The sequence below is a fragment of the Proteus sp. PR00224 genome (assembly GCF_016238105.1).
GTDB lineage: Bacteria > Pseudomonadota > Gammaproteobacteria > Enterobacterales > Enterobacteriaceae > Proteus.
The window spans coordinates 686,881-706,191 of record NZ_JAEHQU010000001.1 but is presented as its reverse complement, the minus strand read 5'-3'; the positions used below and the strand labels follow the sequence as shown (position 1 = coordinate 706,191).

Below are 19,311 nucleotides of genomic sequence, written 5' to 3'. Positions count from 1 at the left end.
GCATTGAAATGAAAGTCATAGAAAAAAGCACAGCACAATTAAATAATAGAATAAAAGTCGTACTCTTAATCGGCTCATTTTCTCTATTTATTCAATCAATGACTTCTGCATTTGCTGATGATTATGAATTTGATCCTTCTTTATTATTAGGTAGCAAAAATAATATCAACATTAATCAGCTTCATGATAGTAATTATGTGGAGCCTGGTGATTATGATGTTGACATCTACATTAATAATCGTTTTTTTGAAAGAAAAACTGTGCGTTTTCAACTAAATGATAAAGGTAAAGTGACACCTTGTTTTAATCAACAACAAATTGATGAAATGGGGATCTTGCTGGATAACGAGATCAGTCAAGATAATAGTCAATGTTTAGTATTAAACCAAATTAATACAAACATTGTAGATTCGTTTGATGCTTCTAACTTTAGAATAATGATTGCAGTGCCTCAAATCTTATTAAAACGAAGACCACAAGGCTATGTCAATGAAGACGATTTAGATGCGGGCAACACCATGTTGTTCACCAATTATTCGGGTAATTACTATAAGAATAAATCGAACGGACAAACTTCAGACTATGGTTTTGGTAGTGTCAATATGGGCGTAAATCTGGGAACTTGGCAATTTCGTCAACAAGCATCTTACTCTTATAATTCATCAAAATCGGGAAGTAATAGTGACTTTAATTGGATAAGAACTTATCTACAAAAGCCGTTACTGACATTAAAATCGATGTTAGTTGTCGGCGATATTTATACAACAGGCGCACAATTTTCAAGTCTGGCATTTAAAGGTATTCAATTAATGTCTGATGAAAGAATGTTGCCAGATTCTCAAAAAGGCTATGCACCTGTTATTCGTGGTATTGCGACGACTACCGCCCGTGTAGTGATAAAACAAAACGGCACTGAAATTTATCAAACAACGGTATCACCTGGACAATTTGAAATAAACGACCTTTATCCAACCAGTTATGAAGGGGATTTATTAGTCGAAATCCACGAAAGTAATGGCAAAGTTTCTTCTTTTACAGTGCCATTTACCGCATTACCTGAGTCAGTAAGGGCAGGTCGCTTTAAATATAACTTTACTGCGGGTGAAGTGAATAACTTTGGTTCAGAAAATAGTTATTTTTCAGATATCGCTTTGCAATATGGTGTGAATAATACGGTAACGCTAAATACAGGGATGCGTGTAGGTCATCAATATCAGGCAGTATTTGTCGGCTCTGTTATTGCTACAAAATTAGGGGCGATAGGTTTTAATTCGGCCTTTTCAAATGCTGAAGTCGGCGGTAATAATTATCAAGGTGGACGATTAGGTATTAGTTATAGCCGTACTTTTAGCCCAACCAATACCGTTATTACACTCGCAGGTTATAAATATTCAACAGAGAATTTCCGCGAATATAATGATGTCTTGGGATTGAGAAAAAGTGCAAGCAATGACATGGAATGGAATTCCAATAGTTATAATCAAGAAAGCCAGTTTACACTGAGTGTTAATCAGTCTCTTGATAAGTGGGGGCAACTTTATATTTCAGGCTCTATCAGTAATTATTATGGTAATAAAGGACATGATGCCCAGTATCAAATCGGTTATTCCAATACCTATAAAGATATTGCTTATAGCCTCGCTTATAGCCGCCAAAAAACGGGGCAAATGATGGCAAATAATACTTTTACATCAATAACAACCGATCCGATATCGGAAGATATGGTGATGTTATCTGTTTCTATGCCATTAGGACGCTCTGATTATTCACCAATGCTATCATTATCTTCTAGTCATTCTAGTGATGATTCAAGTTACCAAACGAATTTATCAGGACTTTTAGGGGAAGATAAAACACTTTCTTATAGTGTAAATGCAGATTACGACACACAAAATAGAGCGGTGGGCAGTGGTTTGCATTTAATTAAACAGCTTCCTTTTACTACGTTATCAGGCAGTATCTCTAATGGTAAACATTACACTCAAGGCAGTGTGGGTATTCAAGGTGCCTTAGTTGCACACAGTGGCGGGGTAACATTAGGGCCTCGTATTAGTGATTCTTTTGCTTTAGTGGAAGCAAAAGGTGCAAGTGGTGCGAGTGTGAGTAATGGTATGGGGGCACGCATTGATCCTTTTGGTTATGCTATTGTGCCTTCCCTTGTTCCTTATCAATATAACAATGTTAGTTTGGATGGGAAAAATATTAGAAATAATAATATTGAGCTACTGGAAAATACTAAACAAATAGCACCGTATTCAGGTTCAAGTACCAAAATCGTTTTTAAAACCCAAGTCGGATATCCTGTATTGATTTCGGTTAAGCCTGAAAGTCCATTGGCATTAGGTGAAAATGTTTATGATAAAGATAAGCACATTGTTGGCATGGTGGGGCAAAGTAACCAGATTTATGTCAGGGTTGAAAATAAAAAAGGGACACTGACCGTCGGTAAAGATGAAGATAGCTGCCAAATCGATTACTCAATACCAGAAGAAAAAGAAGCCGATAAACTCATTTTATTATCAGGTCAATGCTTATGAAATTAAATCGCTGTTTACTTTCTTGTCAGTTCTCTATTTTATTAGCGTTGATGCTATTTCCTTATTTAGCTTCGGCAACATGTTATAAAATAACAACCACGACGACGAATCCCAATAGTGTACTTTATACTGAGCCTGGTAAAGGTTCAGCGAAAAATTGGCAAGGCGCGCGGGATGATTCAGGATCAATGGGAAGTACGCCTAAAGTAATTAATGTTAATAACGATCAGTTTCAAATTCCGGGTACATTAGTGGCGAGTGGCTTTGTCTCTTTTTTTGAGGCGGGTTATGAAGTTTATGATCCTGAACAAATATTATTTCGTTGCACAGCCGATGAGGAAGGAAAGTTAAGAGAGTTTTATTCAACGAATGGTGATTATAACTATGGTGGCAAAAATTTAGTTAATCCAGCTTTAGGATTACAAGAAACATATATTAGTCTTGCAAGAGGATTAGGTATCCGTATTAAAAATACTATTACGGGTGAATATTATAGCCGCTATTGGAAATCGCGACCATTAACAAATTTAGAAAGAGATAGCAAAGGGTGGATCTTAGTAAAAGCAAAAGACTTCTCTAATATGGAAGTGGAGTTATTTAAGATTAACTATGAAAGAACAAGTGATATGCCACCCGCACAATCAAGTAGTGGGCTAATTACGTTTATTAACCAACCAGCAGGTTATATCGCTTTTCAAAGCTCTAACTTCTCTTATTTATTAAAAGATGGTACAGATCACGCTACAAATTATCATGGCTTTTATGCTTATTGGCCTGCTGCTGTAAATATGTCTCGTCGTATTTATATTCGTAATGCGTCTACTTGTTTTGTACGAAATGTTACGCCTTATGTTTCATTCCCATTGGTCACTATTAATGAGTTAGCAAGTGGCAAAAAAGTGACTTTACCTATTACTATTGATTTTTATTGTCAATTAGCACCACCTGCGAACGATGGCATGAGTAATATTTCCAGCGGAACGGGAGCAGGGCAAACTGCAATGGGATTTTTACCTAGACCTACAAATGTTAACAAGGCAATTGAATTAGGATTAACAGTACCTAATGGTGCCGCAATTACCCATTTAGTGACAGACGGTTATGGTACTGACTCAAATATGGCAAAAGGGGTTGGTGTAAGAATATATCGCCCATCAGGTATGCCATTAAACTTGTTATCAACATTAGCTAATGAAGGGCAAGGTGAGGGTTATGGTTGGTATCCTATTTATGATGATGCTAGTTCAGTCTCATATAATAATGGTATTGCCGATTTAACTAAAACATTATATGCCTCATTAGAAGCGTTACCGAGAGAGAAAATAACTGCTGGTAAATTTAATGCGACATTACAAGTAATTATACAGGTGCAATAAATATGAAAAGGATCAGTATTTTTATTCTGTTACTGTGTTTTTCGTTTATCGCCAAAGCGAATTTAGCATTAGAGGGGTCAAGAGTGATCCTTTATCATTCAGACAGAGAAGCATCCTTAAATATAAAGAATGATGGTGAGTTTCCTGTGGTGGTTCAAACATGGGTGGATGATGGTAATCCAGAAAATACTCCAGAAACCATAACTGATGTTTCCGCTTTATCATTACCGCCAGTATTACAATTAAAACCGAGTGAATCACAACGAGTACGAGTAATTAATAAATTTACCAATACAGATAAAGAGAAAGAGACACTTTACTGGCTTAATTTATATGAAATCATGCCTAAGCCTGAGAACAAAAAATATGATGAAGGTTTAATTAATGTCGTTGTCAGATTACAAGTAAAAGTATTCTATCGCCCTGATGATTTAATTATGGTGATTTCCGATGTCAGTAGCGCTCTTGTTTTTACGAGATCAGATAAACAGTTTACAATTGAAAATCCGACACCTTTTTATGTCACCATTAAATCAGCATCTGGCGAAAATAATCCTAATATTCTCATTCCTATGATAGCGCCATTTTCAAAACAACAAATTACATTAGAAAACAGTCAAATAAACCAAATTAGCTATATTCTTATTGATGATTTTGGTGGCGAATTTAAAGATAAAAAAGAGATAAAGTAGATTTGCTGGTAGTTTGTATTGGATTATGTAATTAAATTAGACTAATTGTTTGTTTTAATTAGTCTCATTAATTATAAAAATTGAATGAAATATAAGCCAATGTTATTTTTTAATTACCGTATTATTTTGAGTTTCTAGATTAAGATAAATGCGCCATTTTGTCGCCACTTTCCTCCAGAGACAAAAAAGCCACTTATTTCTAAGTGGCATAAATGTCTGATTTATCAGCTTAAAATTGGTGGGTCGTGGGAGGCTCGAACTCCCGACCAATTGATTAAGAGTCAACTGCTCTACCGACTGAGCTAACAACCCGATGCGCTGATTATTCTCCTCTCAAATGCGATGGTCAAGTGCTTATTTTGATTTTTTTTCAAATGGATAAAATATCGCCGATTAAATTAAAGAAAGGATCTTATCTGGTTATCAAAGCATCATTCATTTTACTAAAAGTGATCTTTTCATTACTTATACTGAGATTTGTGTCACAATAATTTCGCAAACATATTACCGCGTCAAAAAATAAAATAGCGGTAAAAACAACATCGAAAATATGAAAACACTTCAGGTATTGTATGGAAGATCAAACAGAAATTTCTCCTCCCGCTAGAGTGAAAAATGCCACTCTACAGCGCGGGCTAACAAATCGTCATATTCAATTAATTGCTATTGGTGGTGCTATCGGTACTGGTCTATTTATGGGATCAGGGAAAACCATTTCGTTAGCTGGACCATCAATTATTTTTGTTTATATGATAATTGGCTTTGTCTTGTTCTTTGTGATGAGAGCGATGGGCGAGCTGTTGTTATCAAATTTAGAATATAAGTCATTTAGTGATTTTGCTGGTGATTTATTAGGGCCGTGGGCTGGTTTTTTTGTCGGCTGGACTTATTGGTTTTGCTGGGTCATTACGGGTATTGCCGATATCGTCGCTATAACGTCCTATATTAGTTATTGGGCTCCTAATTTTCCTGAATGGGGAACATCCTTTATTTGTGTGCTGACATTGCTTATTTTAAATTTAGCAACAGTCAAACTCTTCGGAGAAATGGAATTTTGGTTCTCCATGATAAAAATAACCGCAATTGTCTCTTTAATTATTGTTGGTATTGTTCTTATCAGTATTGGGTTTGAATCGCCAGCAGGACATACAGCAGCACTAGAGAATATTTGGAATGATGGGGGAATGTTCCCTAAAGGGTTAAGTGGATTTTTTGCTGGATTCCAAATTGCTATTTTTGCGTTTGTTGGGATTGAATTAGTCGGGACTGCGGCTGCAGAAACTCGTGATCCAGAAAAATCCTTGCCGAAAGCTATCAATGCTATTCCTATCCGTATTATTACTTTTTACGTATTAGCATTAGCAATTATCATGTCGGTAACTCCATGGCGTTCTATTTTGGCGGATAAAAGCCCATTTGTTGAGTTATTCGTTATGATAGGAATACCCGCAGCTGCAAGTTTAGTAAACTTCGTGGTATTAACGGCAGCAGCCTCTTCTGCAAATAGTGGGATATTTTCCACAAGCCGAATGTTATTCGGTTTATCTAAAGAAGGCGAAGCGCCAAAACAGTTTAGCCAATTATCTAAACGTGCAGTACCTGCCAATGGACTGTTATTTACTAGCTTATGTTTGTCATGTGGAATTATATTAATCTACTTTATTCCTGATGTTATGCACGTATTTACCTTGGTAACAACAGTCTCTGCGTTATTATTTATGTTTATTTGGAGTATGATTTTATGCTCTTATTTGGCATATCGTAAAAAACGCCCACAATTGCATGAAAAGTCTATCTATAAAATGCCTTTGGGAATTATTATGTCGTGGCTGTGTCTTGCATTTTTTGCATTTATGACGTTGCTACTCGCTTTTGAACATGATACTCGCCAAGCATTAAGTGTGACTCCATTATGGTTTATTGCATTAGCAATTGGCTATCAGTACGTTAAAAAACGTAAACAAAAAATGGCAATAGAAAAATAAATTACATATTCTTTTTTATTAAATGTATAGCCTTATCAATCCATGATAGGGCTATTTTTTTAATTAAAAATTAGGTGTCATTCAAGTGAGTTAAAATATTTTTAGAATATGTTAACTATATCCAGCAATTTTTTAAAAATACACTATCCTACAATTAAAATAAAAGGAGACGGTATGTATAAGAATATTTTGGTTCCCATTGATATTGATGAAGATAACCTGATGAACAAAGCAATTCCGTTAGTGGAAAATATTGCAAAAAATGAAGATCCTTATGTTCACTTTTTGTATGTGTTACCTAAACTTCCACAATCTTCTTATTATCGACTTGTTATGAATGGCGATCAATTAGATCAAGGATGCTTAAAAACGTCAGCGGAAAAAGAGCTTAAAAAAATAATCGAACGTTTTGATTTACCTGATGACAGAATGCAAACTCACATTTGTATTGGTACACCACGAGATGCAATATTGCAGATTGCTGATGAGGTGAATGCGGATTTAATTGTGATTGGTTCGCATAATCCTGAAGATGATTCTTATCATATCGGTTCAACCGCCGCAGATATTACACGTTATGCAAAACGTTCTGTTATGGTAGTAAGATAATAGAGCCGTAAGATAACTCTAATGTGTTTATAAGTGAAAAATAAGAATATTTGCAGAGTTTAGTGATATCGCTGTTATGTTTTGTTCACACGTAACAGCGATTATGCGATTAAAAAGGTAAAGCAATCGCACAAATCAGCAGCTTTTATATTTGGAACAAATTCTTTTTTTAATTACTATTACGTTATCTCCTGATAATAATTAAAAAATCCCTATGTTAACGATCACCGCATTACTAGAAAACAAATCGATTAATCCTGAACTTAACCATTATCCTGGTTTATCATTATTGTTAGAAGATGATGAGTGCCAAGCTAAAATTCTCTTTGATACTGGAAAAGACCTTACCTTTATTTCAAATGCAAAAAAAATGGGTATTGATTTAACCACATTGAAAACGATTGTTGTGTCTCATGGGCATTATGATCATTTTGGTGGACTTACACATTTGTCAGCAGATTTTTTCACCCATAAACCACGAATTATCGCCCATCCTCATTTATTTTCTGTTCGCTATTCAGCCCTTTTTTTAGGTAATAAAAATATTAAATTTAAACGTTTAGCACCTTTATTTGATCGAGCAAAACTCGAAGCGCAGTTTTCTTTTGAATTAACACAAGCACCGTTAGTAATCGAAAAAAGTTTTATCTATTCGGGACAAGTGACTCAACGTCAAGTGAATAAACGCTATGGTGTTATTATTCATGAATCAGGTGAAGAAGATGATTATGTTCTTGATGATAGTTTTCTTGTTTGGCAAGGAAAAAAAGGCCTAGTGATTATCACTGGTTGTAGTCATTCTGGTATTGAATCTATCATTGAGCACGCGAAAAAAATAACCGGAAATAACCAAATTCAAGCGATTGTCGGGGGATTGCATTTACGTTGTGCAACACCATTTGATTTACAGCGTGCTAAAAAAGCCATAGATGAAAATATTGATGTGTATGGATGCCATTGCACTGGGGTATTAGGGCGAAAATATCTTAATGCGAAAGATTTCAATGCAGGACAATCTTTATCTTTTGAGTAGTATTTAATAGAACGAAGTCTATTGAAAGAGACGAAATTTTTGTTTTTTTGGTTTGCATTCTAACAAAATAAGCTATTGAAACAAAAAAATTAAAGTGCATTTAGTGCTATTTATAATGAAGAGAATAGTCGAATACTTATTGGCAATAAATAATATAACTTTATTGCCAAAAGGAAAGTGTTTTGGTGATTTTACTTGCGGATAACCATTACTGAACGCGACGTATTGTTTACAATATAATCCGCTGTTGAACCCAGTAAAATATTACGTTTATTGCGTGAACTTGAACCAATAATAATGGTATCTGCATCAATTTTATCTGCTAACTCTAGAATATTATAATTAGGTGTACCAATAACGGCATGGCATTGGTATTGCTCTTTGGGTAAGTTAAATTGTTGTTTTACGCATTGCTCTAATTTTTCAGTCAATAAAACTAAAGCTTGTTGCTTTTTCTCAATGACCGACGAGCTGTCACAATTAAGCCCATAAGCTTCTAAAGAGCGCAAATTAGGCATAACTGTAATGAAATGGAAATAATTTTCTGGTTTCCTAGCTAGGAAGTGAATATCTTCGATCATGCGCTGAATTCTGCTATCTTCTAATAAATCAATTGCAACGAGGTATTTGTTAGCCATAGTGTGCCTTTTCAATAAATTAGCCCTTAAATTAAGTATAAGTAAATCGGCTTACAAGTTGAAATTTAAAAGTAAATATTGCGATTATTGCATCATTATTCTTGGTTTTTTGGCTCTAAAAGATAAAAAAATGGTGTGGTGAATGCGTAAATCCATTAAAATTTAGTAAAATTGTTTAATAGATCTTTTATTATTATTACACATCACGGAATGATCCCACTAGGTTATAGTTTATATGAGAAAATCAAGCGAAGACTTACTGAAATGTATTGCCACTATATTACAGTGGGTGCTTAATATTGGGTTACTTATTTTAGCGATTGTATTGGTCAGTTTTCTTATCAAAGAAACATATGTAATTGCTTCATTATTATTTAATTTAGGTGCAGAAGAGTCGTCTTATCAATTATTAGAAGGTATTTTGATCTACTTTCTTTATTTTGAGTTTATTGCACTTATTGTTAAGTATTTTTTATCTGGTGGGCATTTCCCATTAAGGTATTTTATTTATATCGGAATAACAGCAATAGTACGACTCATTATTGTTGAGCATAAAGACTCCGTTGATACGCTAATTCAATCAGGTGCAATATTGTTGTTAGTTATTGCGTTATTTATCGCTAACACTGAAAAACTAAAACGAACTTAATTCGCCTATAAGTTGTGCTTAGTAAGCTACTCAGCATAGAAAGCATGACTTAAGATTAAAAATAAAGAGTAAGGTTTTCCGCAAGATTGGGAGAGGTATGTTATTATCTCTCCCAATTCTATTCTGGGTTATACAAAAATATTACTATGTCTTATCAATGTCCATTATGTTATCAGGCGCTTTCTCTTCAAGCTCACAGTTGGGTTTGTGAAAATAATCATCAATTTGATTGTGCTAAAGAAGGGTATGTCAATTTGTTGCCAGTGCAATTTAAACGCTCAAAAGAGCCTGGTGATAGTGCTGAAATGATTAACGCACGCCGTGAGTTTTTAGATGCAGGTTTTTACCAGCCAATGCGAGATAAAGTGGCTGAGTTAATACAAACATTATTGCCTGAAGATAACAGTGTTGTATTGGATATTGGTTGTGGTGAAGGTTATTACACCAATCAATTTTATCAAAATCTAAAATTACATAATTCACAAGTTTATGGCTTAGATGTTTCTAAGGTTGCAATTAAATATGCAGCTAAACGTTATTCATCCATTCATTTTTGTGTAGCTTCAAGTCAACGTTTACCTTTTTGTGATGCTTCTTTAAATGCGGTTGTGCGTATTTACGCCCCCTGTAACAGTGATGAATTAGCAAGAGTCATTGTGCACAATGGTTATATTATTACTGTTACACCAGCCCCTCGTCACCTTTATCAGTTAAAAGCACTGATTTATTCAGAAGTACATCTTCATCCATTAAAAGAAGAACATTTTGATGGATTTAATAAAGTGTCTGAACATCAGGTTGCTTATATGATGAATTTAAACGGTAAGCAGGCTTTTGATTTATTACAAATGACGCCGTTTGCATGGCGTGCAAGCGAAGAAGTAAAACAGACATTAGCGGAAAGTAAAAACTTTGAATGTGAAACAGACTTTTTAATTCGAGTCTATCAACGTCATGCTTAATAATGTGAAATAACAATATTTTATTAAGTTAATAAAAAAGCTTAGGTCGTGATATTTCAAACCTAAGCTTTTTAATATGCTTTATTAGCGATTATTTGGCGTACATAAATAATTCTAAGTGTTCGAATACAATATTAAAGCCGATAGCAATTAATACGATCCCGCCAATAATTTCTGCTTTTTTTCCAAGTACTGGGCCAATGTAGCGCCCAATTAGCATACCCAGCGTAGCCATGATCATGGTCATCATACCAATCGTCATTGCGGTATGAACAATATTGACTTGAAGGAACGCTAAACCGACACCAATTGCCATTGCATCAAGGCTTGTAGCAATACCTGTGGCGATTAAAGACAGTGAGCCGTGACGTTGTGGGGCGTCTTCTTCACAAGGACAATCATCGCCACGTTTTAAGCTTTGGTAAATCATCCGGCTACCAAGAACAAACAGTAATCCAAAGGCAACCCAGTGATCCCATTGAATAATATATTGGCTAGTATATAAGCCTATCGCCCAACCAATAACGGGTGTGCTGGCTTCAATAATACCGAATATAAATCCAGTGCGGAGTGCTTCGCGAAAACGAGGTTTGTGTAATGTGGCTCCTTTACAGACAGCAACAGCAAATGCGTCCATAGAAAGGGCAAGGGCGAGAATGATAGTAGCGTAGAAACTCATAATAAAGCCTCGGTTGGGGTATTTCCATATACACACAATTGACCCCCAACCAAAGAAGTACAATTATGTGTCTATGGTCTTGCCAACCGTATTACGGCATCTGCACCACGCTAGATGAAAATAAGCGAGTATGTTGATACAGATTTCTTAAAATAATTATTCTTATTTTAAGACAGGCTACTCCCCAATGACTTGGTGCAGAAGATAACATATTATTTTCGAAAGGCAACATATTATTTATTATATTTCAAAGATGATATTGATAATAATTATCATTATTAAATCAGATTGCTTTAAATATATTTTAAACGATCTTTAAATGTTAAAAAAATGATAAAATTCAATATGATGAATTATTAACCATATAATAAATAATGGGTTTTAATTATTTTTATAATAAGAAATTAATATTTTATAGAAATGAGTACACCTAAAAATTATAAGCTCTATTTCCTACAAAATTAAATGAATATTAAATGAGCCTATATTTAATAAGTATATTTAGTGCTGGAATTTAATATATAAAAATAAAAAGTTTTAAATTATAAAAAGATAGATTGCTTAATTTCAAATGTATATTTAATAATTATTTTCTTTAGTTATCTAAGGGTTAAGCGATGATTAAAAATAAAGTAGCTGAAATAAAAAAGCCATTCAAAAAGAATGGCTTTTCGTCTAAATAGTATTAATTAGTCACACTGTACTTTGATTGCAAGACCACCGCGCGATGTTTCGCGGTATTTAGCATTCATGTCTTTACCCGTTTCATACATAGTTTCAATGACTTTATCGAGAGAAACACGAGGTTCACTGGTACGACGAATTGCCATACGCGCGGCATTAACGGCTTTAACAGAAGCAATGGCATTACGTTCAATACAAGGAACTTGAACTTGGCCTGCAACAGGGTCACAAGTTAAACCAAGGTTGTGTTCCATACCGATTTCAGCAGCGATACAGACTTGTTCTGGACTTCCGCCTAATAATTCAGCAAGACCCGCAGCTGCCATTGAACAAGCTACGCCAACTTCGCCTTGGCAACCTACTTCTGCACCAGAAATAGAAGCATTCATTTTGTAAAGAATACCAATTGCGCCAGATGCTAAGAAATAGCGTAAGTAGATTTCTTGTGTAACAGGTTCGATGCAACGATCGTAGTAAGCCAATACAGCAGGAACGATACCACATGCGCCATTTGTTGGTGCTGTTACAACGCGTCCACCTGCTGCGTTTTCTTCATTAACCGCCAGTGCAAACATATTGATCAGATCAACGACTTTCATTGGATCGTTTGACAGGCTGTTGCTTGATGTCAATAAGCGATTTAATGCAGCAGCACGACGAGGTACACGTAATGGCCCTGGTAATACGCCTTCTGTATTTAAACCGTGTTCAATACACTCTTGCATTGTTTTATAAACATCAGCGAAATAAGCATTAATTTCTGCTTGAGTATGCAGATCCAGCTCATTTTTCATCATTAAGCTGGAAATGGATAAACCCGTTTCTTTACAGTGTTTTAATAGCTCTTCTGCGCTAGCATAAGGGTATGAAACAGGCTTGCTGTTTAATGTTGATTTACCGAAGTTTTCTTCATCAACGATAAAACCACCACCAATAGAGTAGTACGTTTTTCTATAGACTTCTTTGTCGCCAGCAAAAGCATGGATTGTCATACCATTTTCATGTAATGACAGGTTGTCATTGCTAAAATGCATACTTTCTGCTGGGAAATCGACCACTTTTAAGCCGTTTGCTAATGATAGCTTGCCAGTTTCTTCAACTTCACGAATAAAACCGGGAATGCTGTCAATATCGACAGTAGCTGGTGCATTACCTGCTAACCCCATAATAATTGCGATATCAGTATGGTGACCTTTGCCTGTCAAAGACAAGGAGCCGTAAACATCAACAGCTACGCGAGTGACAGACGCAATCAATTCCTGGCTGACTAAATCATCGACAAATTCTTTACCCGCTTTCATTGGCCCTACGGTGTGAGAGCTAGATGGTCCGATGCCCACTTTAAACATGTCGAAAACGCTAATCACGTCAGACTCCTTAATAATAAGAGAGAGGGTTAAAAAGAATGAAATATAGTTATTTATAGTAAAGGGATCGTTTTTACGATTATATCGTCCCGTTAATGATGTAGTTTACAACATTTTTTTAAAATAGCTAAGTAGAGTTGTGAAGGCGATGATAAAAAGCACAAGCTGAATATAAAATAGCGTGTTAAGTAATATGTAAAGCGAGTCTATGTAAAATAGCGGCGGTTAATCCCCAGACGAGATGTCCATTATAGGGATAAAAGTAGATACGATGATTTTCACCAGCACGATGAAAATCTAGTGGTTGATAATGTTGGGCATTAAGTACATGGCTTAGTGGCATTTCAAAGATAGAGGCGACTTCAGCAGGGTTATGGCGTAAAGGTAAACCCGCAGGAATAACACCCACAATAGGGGTAACTAAATATCCGCTAGAACTTTGCAAAGGGGCTAATTGACCAATAACGGATACGGCATGGGGTGGAATAGCCACTTCTTCATGCGCCTCCCTTAGAGCTGTTGCAATAAGGTTGCTATCTTCAGGATCGCGTTTACCGCCGGGTAAAGCGACTTGCCCTGCATGAGAGCGTAACGTTGATGCACGCTCAGTTAATAATAATGTTGGGTTAGGTTTATTGATAATCGGCAGCAAGACGGCTGCCGATTTTTGGGCATGAAGAGGCTGATTTACCTTGTCATCAGGTAATGTGAGTTGAAAACGATTGATAAAAGTATCAATGGGTGTCATCGATAGTAGACTCACTTAAAACAGTTAATATTTGCCCAAGTTTATCGAATGTTTCTTGGTACTCTTTTTCAGCAACGCTATCAGCAACAATACCACCGCCTGCCCAACAGTAAATTTTATTTTTTTCAGTTAATAAAGTGCGAATGCTGATATTGGTGTCCATTGTGCCACAAAAACTGATATAACCAATTGCACCACAATATCCATGGCGACGATGAGGCTCTAATTCTTCAATGATCTCCATAGCTCTGATCTTCGGCGCTCCGGTAATTGAACCACCAGGGAAAGCTGCTCTTAATAGATCCGTTGCTTTTAAATGCTCAGGAAGCGCTGCGGTGATGGTACTGACTAAATGGTGTACTGCAGGGAAACGCTCGACAACAAACAATTCAGGAACCTTAACAGAACCTGTTACTGCAACTTTGCCAATATCATTACGCATCAAATCTACAATCATTAAGTTTTCAGCGCGATCTTTACGTGAATTTGCTAATAATTGAGCTTGTTCATCATCTTCTTTTGGCGATGCTTTACGAGGTAGTGTGCCTTTTATAGGACGTGTTTCAATTTTATTATCAACTAAATGAATAAAACGTTCAGGTGAAACACTAATCACAAAGTTATTTGGCAAACACATAAACGAAGAAAAAGGTGCCTTATTAGCTTGATTCAATGTTAAGAATGCGTTCCACTCACTGCCTGTATAGCTTGCACAAAAACGTTGAGCTAAATTAACTTGATAGCAGTCACCCGAAAGTAAGTATTGATGAATTTTAGCAATTTTCTCGTTATATTCATCACTACTAATGTTTGATTGCCAATCTGTTGTTAAGGTGAATTGTGAATCAAGAGCAGTGGAAGTTTGGCTTTCTAACCACTGTAAGCGCTCATCAATATTGTGATAGCTAATTAAAGTGGCTTTTTTTAAGTCGTGATCGACAATAAGTGCCCAATCATAAATACCAATTGCCATATCTGCGAAACTAAGTTCATTTTTCGCTATTTCAGGTAGATTTTCAAAACGACGACCTAAGTCATAACTCCAGATACCTAAAGCGCCACCCAAAAAAGGCAATGAATCACTTTGTTCTGGGTGAAAATCGAATTGGTCCAACGCAGATTGAATGAGAGTGAAGGGATCTTTTTTGGAACGTTTGACCGTACCGTTTTTTTCTTTAATCGTTGTCGTTTGTTTGCGAGTTTCTAAAGTCACAGCAGGATCGGAGACAACAATATCAAAACGATTATGAGGATGTTCGGCAAAGCCAGAATGAAGTAAACTAGACCAAGGCAATGACGCAATAGGAGAAAATACCCGCAATGCTAGATCAGGGGTATAAGTTAGTTCGCGTTGTTGTAATTGCATATCCATCTTATGACCATGTAAACAAAGTGTGTTGTATTATTTGCACAATAAATTGTAATCAAAAAGATTACATTCATGTAAATACAAAATAGACGTTAATAAAGATAAGAGTAACATTATGTTTCTAGGAATGCCTACATTAACACATGAAGAGCAACAAAAAGCGGTAGAAAAAATCCAATCTCTTATGGCTGAGGGAATGAGCAGTGGAGAGGCTATCCAACTAGTAGCTCAAGAGTTAAGAGAGAAACACGCGACCCGTGAATCTGTTTCTATTGTATTTGATGATGAAAATGAATAAAACAATTTTTTAACAAATGTCACAATTGTGTTATTAACCATATGCTATGCTTAATGAAAACACATCCTGTTTTAAGGGATATTTTCGGGAGGTTATATGAAATTAAGCAAGCTTGTGAGTCAAACAGGGATACTTGGAGCAGGTCTTTTACTTGCCGTTTCTTTTGGAGCATTTGCAGAAAATATCGAAAATGTGAATAAAGATATTGTGCGCTCTGCACCATTTTCGAGTTGTGTTAATTTAGATAACAATCAACTTGTTACAAGAGTAAAAAATGATTATTTACAAAATCGTTTACCTCGCTGGCAAGATGATAAAAATGCATTAGGATCAAAACCTGTTGCAAGTATTAATGCTAATGAAGTTATCAAGATGGATAATAACTATCAGATGGTATTGAATGTAAGAGGGGCGAGAACAGATCTTCGTTACAATGTTCAAGTCAATTGTGATGACAATACTATTACTTATGTTTCCCCTAAATAATAGATAGGTGATAGTGAGTTGTAGTTAATCGATTGAAAGAAAAAGAGATAAACCAAGGTTTATCTCTTTTTTTTACCATTATCAAAATAACGGAGAGTGTTTGACTATTTTTTTACCGGTGGGTCATAAGGTAAACGAGAATAGTGTTGGCTTCTTGCACGATAAAATACCAGCCTTTCTTGAAAGAAGGCTTGAAAAGCTTGAGGCTGTTCTCTTAAAACAGCATCTGCTACAACGGGCATGTTATAGCGCTCTTTAAAAGCAACGCCTGAAGCGGCTAAGCTTATATTTAGCTTATCTTTTTCTTCTTGTGTTAATTCTGAAAGGTTATAACTCATTATCTTTCCCTCTATAACAATATAAGTAAGGTAAAAGAGCGTGCTTATTAATGCAAGTAAATAAAGATATTAGTCATTAATGTGTAGTAAAAATGATGTGCTTTATTTGGGTCGATTTTTAATCAAGGTCATTAAATATAACAATAAAAGTCTATCCTTCTTGAATTGTTATACCACTTTATGAGTAATTCAAATAAGGCTAATGATAAAATGAGCATTTTTAATCCTTATTAAATAGATTTTAAAATAGAGAAAAAAGCAGTTTATCTCTGAAAAGAGTAAATAATATGAATGTTTAATTTGATTTAGATCAATGAAAAGAGTGATGGATTTTGCATTAAAAATAGGTAAATAATGTTAATTTATTAATGAGATATTTCATGTGTTTTTATTTTGTATTATTTGACAATGAGTTATGATAAGGCACTGAAATATTGAGATAAAAAAATGCCCTGTTGGGGAAACAGGGCGAAAATTAATACAACACCAGGGAAAAACATAGTATAAATAAAATTAACCAAATGGTTAATAGGTAAACTTACGTGATTCTACATTTTTTTATTAATATTAAATAAAGGTTATTAAACTTTAATTAATGTTCAAAAAAGAATAAGGTTATTAATGAATAGCTAGTGAATAAAAAAGAGAAGAGAAAGCAATCAACAGTATTCATTAAAAATGAAAGATAACAAACCATGCTAGAATTAATGCATTAGGAAAGTATGATAAAATAAAGATGTAAAGTTTATTTTTATCTTATTTTAATATATTATTAATATTAAAGCATTTTATTGACATGACAATATAAAATATTTATTGTTAATTGTTATAAAAATCTTTATTTCTTAAATGTTAATTACTGAAATTTTAAATCTGACATTAAAGAAAATCTTAATTAAACACTTTAATAGTTCATTTAAATCTTATTTTAGATAAATAGAAAAGATTATTAATTGATGTTTTTTTAATCTGTTTGTTCTTTTTTCTAAAATGACTGATTAACTTAATGACTAAAGTATTTACTTTACTTTTCTGAGTTAATAAAATAAAGAAATAATTATTTATCCTAATGATATGTATGGTTTTTTATCTTTTAAATATTGTTCATTTTAGTTAACGATATAATTAAATTAAAATAATAACATGTAAAAAAATAAACAAAAAATATACATATCACGCAATATTGTGTTACATTTAGTTCGCTTTTCACACAGTAATTTTTGATATTACTTTAAGACGGATTCGGATCAGTAATTGACTCAATTACACGATATCTGCTTACTTTTTTATTTCAATAGCGATGTAAGGATAGGTTATATACGTTATTACATAAGGGGATTGATTTGACAGGGCTAATAAACTTTGCGAATAACATTTTATGGGGATATGTTCTTATCTACTTACTTCTTGGAGTAGGTATTTACTTTACTATCCGTACTGGATTTATACAAATCCGACATTTTAGTCATATGTTCTCTATTTTAAAAAATAGCCATAAGTCAGATAAATCAGGGATTTCTTCCTTTCAGGCATTATGCACCAGTCTAGCTGCGCGTGTAGGTACTGGAAACTTGACGGGAGTCGCGATTGCTTTAACTGCGGGCGGCCCTGGCGCTATTTTTTGGATGTGGGTAGTCGCTTTAATTGGTATGGCGACATCATTAATAGAAAGTACACTCGCACAACTTTATAAAACAAAAGATGATGATGGTAACTACCGTGGTGGTCCTGCTTATTATATGACAAAAGGACTGAAAATGCGCTGGATGGGGGTTCTCTTCGCCATTTTCTTAATTATCGCTTTTGGCTTAGTTTTTAATGCTGTTCAAGCGAATTCGATTGCTCAAGCTACAGCTTCTGCCTTTAATTTTGATCCACTCTATGTGGGGATCTTTTTAGTACTCACCAGTGGATTTATTATTTTTGGTGGCCTGCGTTGGATTGCTCGTGTTGCTGAATTAGTTGTTCCTGTCATGGCAACAGCTTATTTATTATTAGCATTTTGGGTTGTTGCAGATCATATTGAACGCTTACCCGAAGTTTTCATTTTAATTTTTAAAAGTGCTTTTGGATTACAAGAAGCGGCTGCTGGTGCCATTGCTTACGGTATTAGCCAAGCGATGACACAAGGTATTCAACGCGGTCTCTTTTCTAATGAAGCTGGTATGGGTTCTGCACCGAATGCGGCTGCTTCAGCAACACCTTATCCACCGCATCCCGCATCTCAAGGCTATATTCAAATGCTAGGTGTTTTCATGGATACCTTGGTTATTTGTAGTGCCACTGCGGTGATCATTTTATCATCAGGTGTACTAGACAGTTACCCTGAAGGTATTAACGGTATTCAATTAACACAATTAGCCTTGTCATCTAGTGTGGGTGGTTGGGGAAGTACTTTTATTGCAATTGCAATTTTCTTCTTTGCTTTTACCTCCATTATTGCCAATTATGCTTATGCTGAGAGTAATATGATTTTCCTTGGACGTAATCACACAACAGGGCTATTTCTTTTACGTTCAGCGGTTTTAGCTATGGTGATGTTTGGCGCTTTAGCGGATATGCCTCTTGTTTGGAAAATGGCCGATCTCTCAATGGGATTAATGGCAATGACTAATTTAATTGCAATTATCTTGCTTTCTGGTGTCGCCTTAAAATTAGTTAAAGATTATAACCAGCAACGACAAGCAGGTTTACTGCCGACATTTGATATTCGCCAATATCCAGAGTTACAAGATGACATTGAGGAAGGAATTTGGGACGAGAATATTGTTCCTGATGAACCTTTAGTTCGATGTGAAAAAGTGAGCAATAACTAAAGCACTAATAAAAAAGAGTCAAAACGCAGAACCCATATTCTTTAA

17 protein-coding genes, 1 tRNA gene and 1 riboswitch are annotated in these 19,311 nt (G+C 35.0%); of the genes, 11 read left to right on the top strand and 7 right to left on the bottom strand.

The window, feature by feature from the left end; translation table 11 throughout:
* The first annotated feature begins 8 nt into the window (after positions 1-8).
* Genes JEP71_RS03265 through JEP71_RS03255 form a run of 3 tightly spaced genes read left to right on the top strand, consistent with a single transcriptional unit; the run spans position 9 to position 4,605 of the window.
* Complete coding sequence (locus tag JEP71_RS03265; RefSeq protein WP_198625738.1) at positions 9-2,537, top strand: fimbria/pilus outer membrane usher protein; 2,529 nt, start codon at positions 9-11, stop codon at positions 2,535-2,537.
* Positions 2,534-3,913 (top strand): fimbrial protein, encoded by a 1,380-nt coding sequence (locus JEP71_RS03260; RefSeq protein ID WP_232797463.1) that lies wholly within the window; start codon positions 2,534-2,536, stop codon positions 3,911-3,913. Before JEP71_RS03265 ends, JEP71_RS03260 begins: the two co-directional genes overlap by 4 nt.
* Before the next feature lie 2 nt (positions 3,914-3,915).
* Positions 3,916-4,605: a fimbrial biogenesis chaperone gene (locus tag JEP71_RS03255; RefSeq protein ID WP_198625737.1), complete on the top strand. Its 690-nt coding sequence runs from the start codon at positions 3,916-3,918 to the stop codon at positions 4,603-4,605.
* A 236-nt stretch (positions 4,606-4,841) separates the two neighbouring features.
* On the opposite strand, the gene JEP71_RS03250 is transcribed toward JEP71_RS03255, so the two are convergent.
* A tRNA-Lys gene (locus JEP71_RS03250) sits at positions 4,842-4,917 on the bottom strand.
* A 260-nt stretch (positions 4,918-5,177) separates the two neighbouring features.
* Between JEP71_RS03250 and cycA the strand changes: the two genes are divergently transcribed.
* The 3 genes from cycA to JEP71_RS03235 all read left to right on the top strand — a co-directional run bounded on the left by cycA (position 5,178) and on the right by JEP71_RS03235 (position 8,232).
* Positions 5,178-6,590 (top strand): D-serine/D-alanine/glycine transporter, encoded by a 1,413-nt coding sequence (cycA, locus tag JEP71_RS03245; RefSeq protein ID WP_198621008.1) that lies wholly within the window; start codon positions 5,178-5,180, stop codon positions 6,588-6,590.
* A gap of 174 nt (positions 6,591-6,764) precedes the next feature.
* On the top strand, positions 6,765-7,199 hold the full coding sequence (locus JEP71_RS03240; protein ID WP_100160390.1) for a universal stress protein: 435 nt from the start codon (positions 6,765-6,767) through the stop codon (positions 7,197-7,199).
* 214 nt (positions 7,200-7,413) lie between these two features.
* Entirely contained in the window at positions 7,414-8,232 is an 819-nt protein-coding gene (locus tag JEP71_RS03235; protein ID WP_198621009.1) for an MBL fold metallo-hydrolase, read from the top strand.
* Positions 8,233-8,423: 191 nt separating this feature from the next.
* Here the strand turns inward: JEP71_RS03235 and JEP71_RS03230 are convergent, their stop codons facing one another.
* Positions 8,424-8,870: a universal stress protein gene (locus JEP71_RS03230; RefSeq protein WP_198621010.1), complete on the bottom strand. Its 447-nt coding sequence runs from the start codon at positions 8,868-8,870 to the stop codon at positions 8,424-8,426.
* A gap of 235 nt (positions 8,871-9,105) precedes the next feature.
* On the opposite strand from JEP71_RS03230, the gene psiE reads away from it, so the two are divergent.
* Entirely contained in the window at positions 9,106-9,519 is a 414-nt protein-coding gene (psiE, locus tag JEP71_RS03225; RefSeq protein ID WP_023581865.1) for a phosphate-starvation-inducible protein PsiE, read from the top strand.
* Positions 9,520-9,665: 146 nt separating this feature from the next.
* Positions 9,666-10,481: a 23S rRNA (guanine(745)-N(1))-methyltransferase gene (gene rlmA / locus JEP71_RS03220; protein ID WP_198625736.1), complete on the top strand. Its 816-nt coding sequence runs from the start codon at positions 9,666-9,668 to the stop codon at positions 10,479-10,481.
* Positions 10,482-10,572: 91 nt separating this feature from the next.
* Here rlmA and mntP read toward each other — a convergent pair whose 3' ends face one another.
* The 4 genes from mntP to pabB all read right to left on the bottom strand — a co-directional run bounded on the left by mntP (position 10,573) and on the right by pabB (position 15,331).
* On the bottom strand, positions 10,573-11,160 hold the full coding sequence (mntP, locus tag JEP71_RS03215; RefSeq protein ID WP_198625735.1) for a manganese efflux pump MntP: 588 nt from the start codon (positions 11,158-11,160) through the stop codon (positions 10,573-10,575).
* A gap of 59 nt (positions 11,161-11,219) precedes the next feature.
* Positions 11,220-11,358: riboswitch (yybP-ykoY riboswitch) on the bottom strand.
* A 491-nt stretch (positions 11,359-11,849) separates the two neighbouring features.
* Complete coding sequence (locus JEP71_RS03210) at positions 11,850-13,211, bottom strand: L-serine ammonia-lyase (protein WP_160230451.1); 1,362 nt, start codon at positions 13,209-13,211, stop codon at positions 11,850-11,852.
* A gap of 184 nt (positions 13,212-13,395) precedes the next feature.
* On the bottom strand, positions 13,396-13,959 hold the full coding sequence (locus tag JEP71_RS03205; protein ID WP_109374206.1) for a CoA pyrophosphatase: 564 nt from the start codon (positions 13,957-13,959) through the stop codon (positions 13,396-13,398).
* Positions 13,946-15,331, bottom strand: coding sequence for an aminodeoxychorismate synthase component 1 (gene pabB, locus JEP71_RS03200; RefSeq protein ID WP_198621012.1), 1,386 nt, complete (start codon positions 15,329-15,331; stop codon positions 13,946-13,948). The genes JEP71_RS03205 and pabB overlap by 14 nt, the downstream gene beginning before the upstream one ends.
* Before the next feature lie 112 nt (positions 15,332-15,443).
* Here pabB and JEP71_RS03195 point away from each other — a divergent pair, with 112 nt between their 5' ends.
* Together JEP71_RS03195 and yebF are read left to right on the top strand one after the other, a co-directional pair.
* A complete protein-coding gene (locus tag JEP71_RS03195; RefSeq protein WP_109374208.1) occupies positions 15,444-15,626 on the top strand; it encodes a YoaH family protein in 183 nt (60 codons plus the stop codon).
* A 96-nt stretch (positions 15,627-15,722) separates the two neighbouring features.
* The gene (yebF, locus tag JEP71_RS03190) at positions 15,723-16,112 is read left to right on the top strand and encodes a protein YebF (protein ID WP_198621013.1); all 390 of its coding nucleotides are present in this window, start codon (positions 15,723-15,725) and stop codon (positions 16,110-16,112) included.
* Positions 16,113-16,216: 104 nt separating this feature from the next.
* On the opposite strand, the gene JEP71_RS03185 is transcribed toward yebF, so the two are convergent.
* Positions 16,217-16,450: a DNA polymerase III subunit theta gene (locus tag JEP71_RS03185; protein ID WP_100160381.1), complete on the bottom strand. Its 234-nt coding sequence runs from the start codon at positions 16,448-16,450 to the stop codon at positions 16,217-16,219.
* 1,343 nt (positions 16,451-17,793) lie between these two features.
* Between JEP71_RS03185 and JEP71_RS03180 the strand changes: the two genes are divergently transcribed.
* Positions 17,794-19,266: an alanine/glycine:cation symporter family protein gene (locus JEP71_RS03180; RefSeq protein ID WP_198625734.1), complete on the top strand. Its 1,473-nt coding sequence runs from the start codon at positions 17,794-17,796 to the stop codon at positions 19,264-19,266.
* Positions 19,267-19,311 lie beyond the last annotated feature (45 nt).

What these genes read in the sequence shown, in the direction of transcription:
- psiE (WP_023581865.1), top strand. Translation starts at nt 9,106, where the DNA reads ATGAGAAAATCAAGCGAAGACTTACTGAAATGTATTGCCACTATATTA.
- JEP71_RS03230 (WP_198621010.1), bottom strand. Translation starts at nt 8,870, where the DNA reads ATGGCTAACAAATACCTCGTTGCAATTGATTTATTAGAAGATAGCAGA.
- JEP71_RS03240 (WP_100160390.1), top strand. Translation starts at nt 6,765, where the DNA reads ATGTATAAGAATATTTTGGTTCCCATTGATATTGATGAAGATAACCTG.
- mntP (WP_198625735.1), bottom strand. Translation starts at nt 11,160, where the DNA reads ATGAGTTTCTACGCTACTATCATTCTCGCCCTTGCCCTTTCTATGGAC.
- JEP71_RS03185 (WP_100160381.1), bottom strand. Translation starts at nt 16,450, where the DNA reads ATGAGTTATAACCTTTCAGAATTAACACAAGAAGAAAAAGATAAGCTA.
- JEP71_RS03195 (WP_109374208.1), top strand. Translation starts at nt 15,444, where the DNA reads ATGTTTCTAGGAATGCCTACATTAACACATGAAGAGCAACAAAAAGCG.
- JEP71_RS03205 (WP_109374206.1), bottom strand. Translation starts at nt 13,959, where the DNA reads ATGACACCCATTGATACTTTTATCAATCGTTTTCAACTCACATTACCT.
- JEP71_RS03235 (WP_198621009.1), top strand. Translation starts at nt 7,414, where the DNA reads ATGTTAACGATCACCGCATTACTAGAAAACAAATCGATTAATCCTGAA.
- yebF (WP_198621013.1), top strand. Translation starts at nt 15,723, where the DNA reads ATGAAATTAAGCAAGCTTGTGAGTCAAACAGGGATACTTGGAGCAGGT.
- JEP71_RS03265 (WP_198625738.1), top strand. Translation starts at nt 9, where the DNA reads ATGAAAGTCATAGAAAAAAGCACAGCACAATTAAATAATAGAATAAAA.
- rlmA (WP_198625736.1), top strand. Translation starts at nt 9,666, where the DNA reads ATGTCTTATCAATGTCCATTATGTTATCAGGCGCTTTCTCTTCAAGCT.
- JEP71_RS03260 (WP_232797463.1), top strand. Translation starts at nt 2,534, where the DNA reads ATGAAATTAAATCGCTGTTTACTTTCTTGTCAGTTCTCTATTTTATTA.
- pabB (WP_198621012.1), bottom strand. Translation starts at nt 15,331, where the DNA reads ATGGATATGCAATTACAACAACGCGAACTAACTTATACCCCTGATCTA.
- cycA (WP_198621008.1), top strand. Translation starts at nt 5,178, where the DNA reads ATGGAAGATCAAACAGAAATTTCTCCTCCCGCTAGAGTGAAAAATGCC.
- JEP71_RS03255 (WP_198625737.1), top strand. Translation starts at nt 3,916, where the DNA reads ATGAAAAGGATCAGTATTTTTATTCTGTTACTGTGTTTTTCGTTTATC.